This is a genomic window from Rhodanobacter sp. FW101-FHT13A11 (assembly GCF_058790335.1).
Window position 1 is genome coordinate 1 of the sequence record NZ_JBYTCN010000028.1, and the last position, 5745, is coordinate 5745.

At 55.5% G+C, this 5745-nt stretch carries 2 tRNA genes and 3 rRNA genes; all 5 read left to right on the top strand.

Annotated elements, in window-relative coordinates:
* Positions 1–260: 260 nt before the first annotated feature.
* The 5 genes from AC3WRN_RS16650 to rrf all read left to right on the top strand — a co-directional run bounded on the left by AC3WRN_RS16650 (position 261) and on the right by rrf (position 5632).
* A 16S ribosomal RNA gene (locus tag AC3WRN_RS16650) occupies positions 261–1805 on the top strand.
* A gap of 173 nt (positions 1806–1978) precedes the next feature.
* Positions 1979–2055: transfer RNA gene (locus AC3WRN_RS16655), tRNA-Ile, on the top strand.
* A gap of 66 nt (positions 2056–2121) precedes the next feature.
* Positions 2122–2197, top strand: a tRNA-Ala gene (locus AC3WRN_RS16660).
* A gap of 190 nt (positions 2198–2387) precedes the next feature.
* Positions 2388–5267: ribosomal RNA gene (locus tag AC3WRN_RS16665) — 23S ribosomal RNA — on the top strand.
* 251 nt (positions 5268–5518) lie between these two features.
* A 5S ribosomal RNA gene (rrf, locus tag AC3WRN_RS16670) occupies positions 5519–5632 on the top strand.
* The 16S, 23S and 5S rRNA genes sit together here with 2 tRNA genes alongside, the layout of an rRNA operon.
* The last annotated feature ends 113 nt before the right edge of the window (positions 5633–5745 follow it).

Below are 5745 nucleotides of genomic sequence, written 5' to 3' on the forward strand. Positions count from 1 at the left end.
TGTTGACGGACGTAAAAAGCGATGTAGAATGGGCGGCTCACCCGGGACGAAAGGTCTCGGGGCGATCACCGAAAGGGTGGTCGATGCGGTGAAGATCTTTGACAGTGTGCGCAGGTGAATTGTGTGGACGTCTTGTGCTGGAGGGTTGCGACCTGTCCAAGCAATGCAAGCGTCCCACCAAGTAAAAAGTCAGTAATGAGTTTTGACTGGTTGGGAAGAACGCTTCGGAAAGATAGATCGGCTTCGGTCGATCGACAACTTAAGTGAAGAGTTTGATCCTGGCTCAGATTGAACGCTGGCGGCATGCCTAACACATGCAAGTCGAACGGCAGCACAACCGTAGCAATACGGTGGGTGGCGAGTGGCGGACGGGTGAGTAATGCATCGGGACCTACCCAGACGTGGGGGATAACCTCGGGAAACCGGGACTAATACCGCATACGTCCTACGGGAGAAAGCGGGGGACCTTCGGGCCTCGCGCGGTTGGACGGACCGATGTGCGATTAGCTAGTTGGTAGGGTAATGGCCTACCAAGGCGACGATCGCTAGCTGGTCTGAGAGGATGATCAGCCACACTGGGACTGAGACACGGCCCAGACTCCTACGGGAGGCAGCAGTGGGGAATATTGGACAATGGGCGCAAGCCTGATCCAGCAATGCCGCGTGTGTGAAGAAGGCCTTCGGGTTGTAAAGCACTTTTATCAGGAGCGAAATACCACGGGTCAATACCCTGTGGGGCTGACGGTACCTGAGGAATAAGCACCGGCTAACTTCGTGCCAGCAGCCGCGGTAATACGAAGGGTGCAAGCGTTAATCGGAATTACTGGGCGTAAAGGGTGCGTAGGCGGTTACTTAAGTCTGTCGTGAAATCCCCGGGCTCAACCTGGGAATGGCGATGGATACTGGGTGGCTAGAGTGTGTCAGAGGATGGTGGAATTCCCGGTGTAGCGGTGAAATGCGTAGAGATCGGGAGGAACATCAGTGGCGAAGGCGGCCATCTGGGACAACACTGACGCTGAAGCACGAAAGCGTGGGGAGCAAACAGGATTAGATACCCTGGTAGTCCACGCCCTAAACGATGCGAACTGGATGTTGGTCTCAACTCGGAGATCAGTGTCGAAGCTAACGCGTTAAGTTCGCCGCCTGGGGAGTACGGTCGCAAGACTGAAACTCAAAGGAATTGACGGGGGCCCGCACAAGCGGTGGAGTATGTGGTTTAATTCGATGCAACGCGAAGAACCTTACCTGGCCTTGACATGTCCGGAATCCTGCAGAGATGCGGGAGTGCCTTCGGGAATCGGAACACAGGTGCTGCATGGCTGTCGTCAGCTCGTGTCGTGAGATGTTGGGTTAAGTCCCGCAACGAGCGCAACCCTTGTCCTTAGTTGCCAGCACGTAATGGTGGGAACTCTAAGGAGACTGCCGGTGACAAACCGGAGGAAGGTGGGGATGACGTCAAGTCATCATGGCCCTTACGGCCAGGGCTACACACGTACTACAATGGTCGGTACAGAGGGTTGCAAGACCGCGAGGTGGAGCCAATCCCAGAAAGCCGATCCCAGTCCGGATTGGAGTCTGCAACTCGACTCCATGAAGTCGGAATCGCTAGTAATCGCGGATCAGCTATGCCGCGGTGAATACGTTCCCGGGCCTTGTACACACCGCCCGTCACACCATGGGAGTGGGTTGCTCCAGAAGGCGTTAGTCTAACCGCAAGGGGGACGACGCCCACGGAGTGGTCCATGACTGGGGTGAAGTCGTAACAAGGTAGCCGTATCGGAAGGTGCGGCTGGATCACCTCCTTTCGAGAACGACGGCGTGATCTTTCACGCAAGACGTCCACACAAGACACCTGTACTTTACGCAAAGTCCCTTTTGCGAAGAGCAAAACCGGCCATCCATGGCCGGACTCTTCAACAAAAGCCGGTCCGGACCCAGGTTCGAGGCAGGCTGGCGTAGGTTCTGGGGCTCGATCTCTGGGTCTGTAGCTCAGGTGGTTAGAGCGCACCCCTGATAAGGGTGAGGCCGGTGGTTCGAGTCCACCCAGACCCACCATTACCTCACGCGGGTCCATCCGCGAAGGGCAGATCAAGACCGCCCTTCCCTGGGCGGACTCCTCAAGGGGCCTTAGCTCAGCTGGGAGAGCACCTGCTTTGCAAGCAGGGGGTCGTCGGTTCGATCCCGACAGGCTCCACCACTCTAGCGCTGCGTGAAGTAACAGCACACACAAGATTTTGAAATCATCCGGCATTGAGGCCGGTGTGATGTTCTTTGAAAACAAGTAAACGAGTGACAAGCGTCTTGGTTCGAACCGAACCGAGGCAAGTGTTAAGGCACGAAAACGAAGTGGTTTGGACGTGTGATCCCGAGGCGACTTGGGGTTATATGGTCAAGCGACTAAGCGTATACGGTGGATGCCTTGGCAGTCAGAGGCGATGAAGGACGTGGCAGCCTGCGAAAAGTGTCGGGGAGCTGGCAACAAGCTTTGATCCGGCAATGTCCGAATGGGGAAACCCACTCCGCAAGGAGTACTGCATGGTGAATACATAGCCATGCAGGGCGAACCCGGGGAACTGAAATATCTAAGTACCCGGAGGAAAAGAAATCAACCGAGATTCCCTCAGTAGCGACGAGCGAACGGGGACTAGCCCAAAAGCGCACAGTGTTTTAGTTGAACAGTCTGGAAAGGCTGGCCATAGACGGTGATAGCCCGGTAAGCGAAAGGGCACCGTGCGTGAAATTGAGTAAGGCGGGGCACGTGAAACCTTGTCTGAACATGGGGGGACCATCCTCCAAGGCTAAATACTCCTGACTGACCGATAGCGAACTAGTACCGTGAGGGAAAGGCGAAAAGAACCCCGGAGAGGGGAGTGAAATAGACCCTGAAACCGTATACGTACAAGCAGTGGAAGCCCGCAAGGGTGACTGCGTACCTTTTGTATAATGGGTCAGCGACTTACTGTCAGTGGCAAGCTTAACCGTATAGGGGAGGCGAAGGGAAACCGAGTCTGAATAGGGCGCATAGTCTCTGGCAGTAGACCCGAAACCGAGTGATCTATCCTTGGCCAGGTTGAAGGTGCGGTAACACGCACTGGAGGACCGAACCCACATCTGTTGCAATAGATGGGGATGAGCTGAGGATAGGAGTGAAAGGCTAAACAAACTCGGAGATAGCTGGTTCTCCTCGAAAGCTATTTAGGTAGCGCCTCGGACGAATCTTCCTGGGGGTAGAGCACTGTTATGGCTAGGGGGTCATCGCGACTTACCAAACCATGGCAAACTCCGAATACCAGGACAGACTATCCGGGAGACACACGGCGGGTGCTAACGTCCGTCGTGAAAAGGGAAACAACCCAGACCCGCAGCTAAGGTCCCCAAGTCATGGCTAAGTGGAAAACGATGTGGAAAGGCATAGACAGCCAGGAGGTTGGCTTAGAAGCAGCCATCCTTTAAAGAAAGCGTAATAGCTCACTGGTCGAGTCGGTCTGCGCGGAAGATTTAACGGGGCTAAGCCATGCACCGAAGCTCGGGGTGTGCACGCAAGTGCACGCGGTAGAGGAGCGTTCCGTAAGCCTGTGAAGGTGGATTGTAAAGTCCGCTGGAGGTATCGGAAGTGCGAATGCTGACATGAGTAACGATAATGGGGGTGAAAAGCCCCCACGCCGAAAGCCCAAGGTTTCCTCGCGCAACGTTCATCGGCGCAGGGTGAGTCGGCCCCTAAGGCGAGGCAGAAATGCGTAGTCGATGGGAAGCTGGTTAATATTCCAGCACTTTTCTACAGTGCGATGTGGGGACGGAGAAAGTTAGGTCTACCGGGCGTTGGTTGTCCCGGGGAAAGGCGGTAGGCATGGGTCTTAGGCAAATCCGGGATCCTTTATGCCGAGCACCGAGACGAGCCCTTTGGGGCGAAGCGACCGATACTACGCTTCCAGGAAAAGCCACTAAGCTTCAGCTGTAGAAAAACCGTACCGTAAACCGACACTGGTAGGCAGGGTGAGAATCCCAAGGCGCTTGAGAGAACTCGGGTGAAGGAACTAGGCAAAATGGCACCGTAACTTCGGGAGAAGGTGCGCCCATTGACGTGGTCACGTGCGTGACTGAGCGTCGATGGGTCGCAGTAACCTGGCCGCTGCGACTGTTTATCAAAAACACAGCACTCTGCAAACACGAAAGTGGACGTATAGGGTGTGACGCCTGCCCGGTGCTGGAAGGTTAATTGATGGGGTCAGCCGCAAGGCGAAGCTCTTGATCGAAGCCCCAGTAAACGGCGGCCGTAACTATAACGGTCCTAAGGTAGCGAAATTCCTTGTCGGGTAAGTTCCGACCTGCACGAATGGCGTAACGACAGCGGCGCTGTCTCCACCCGAGACTCAGTGAAATTGAATTCGCTGTGAAGATGCAGCGTTCCCGCGGCAAGACGGAAAGACCCCGTGAACCTTTACTATAGCTTTACACTGAACGTTGAGTTCTTCTGTGTAGGATAGGTGGGAGGCTTTGAAGTGCAGACGCCAGTTTGCATGGAGCCATCCTTGAAATACCACCCTGAAGTGCTTGACGTTCTAACCTCGATCCGTGATCCGGATCAGGGACCGTGTATGGTGGGTAGTTTGACTGGGGCGGTCTCCTCCCAAAGAGTAACGGAGGAGCACGAAGGTACGCTCAGCGCGGTCGGACATCGCGCACTGTGTGCAAAGGCATAAGCGTGCTTGACTGCGAGATCGACGGATCAAGCAGGTACGAAAGTAGGTCTTAGTGATCCGGTGGTTCTGTATGGAAGGGCCATCGCTCAACGGATAAAAGGTACTCCGGGGATAACAGGCTGATACCGCCCAAGAGTTCATATCGACGGCGGTGTTTGGCACCTCGATGTCGGCTCATCACATCCTGGGGCTGTAGCCGGTCCCAAGGGTATGGCTGTTCGCCATTTAAAGTGGTACGCGAGCTGGGTTCAGAACGTCGTGAGACAGTTCGGTCCCTATCTGTCGTGGGCGTTGGAGATTTGAGGGGGGCTGCTCCTAGTACGAGAGGACCGGAGTGGACGTTCCGCTGGTGTTCGGGTTGTCTCGCCAGAGGCATTGCCCGGTAGCTATGAACGGAAGTGATAACCGCTGAAAGCATCTAAGCGGGAAGCACGCCCCAAGATGAGATCTCCCGAGAGCTTGACTCTCCTTAAGGCACCATCAAGACCAGGTGGTTGATAGGTCAGGTGTGGAAGCGCAGCAATGCGTTGAGCTAACTGATACTAATGAGCCGTGCGGCTTGACCATATAACCCCAAGACGCTTCGTGTGCTTTCCCTGCACGAGAAAGCGGCCATCCATGGCCGCACTCTTCAGAAGAGCACGCTTCAACACCGTCTCGATTGATTCGAATTCACCTCGACGCTTGTCACTCGTTTACGACGTTATTGACGCGAAGTCCTTTTCGCGAAGAGCCATACCCGCCATCCTTGGCGGACTCTTCAAAAGGGCTTTGCACCCGACTGAAGCCGGCGCGCGATGCGCTGCTTCAACCCCTTCCCTGGCGGCCATAGCGGCGTGGTCCCACCTGATCCCATCCCGAACTCAGAAGTGAAACGCGCATGCGCCGATGGTAGTGTGGCTTTGCCATGCAAGAGTAGGTCACCGCCAGGGGCTTTATCCTGAAACACCCTCACCGGAAACGGTGGGGGTGTTTCTTTGGGCGCGGTTGCTGTGGCGACCGCAGGTCGCGACCCGCAACAGGTCACCGCCAGGGGCTTTATCCT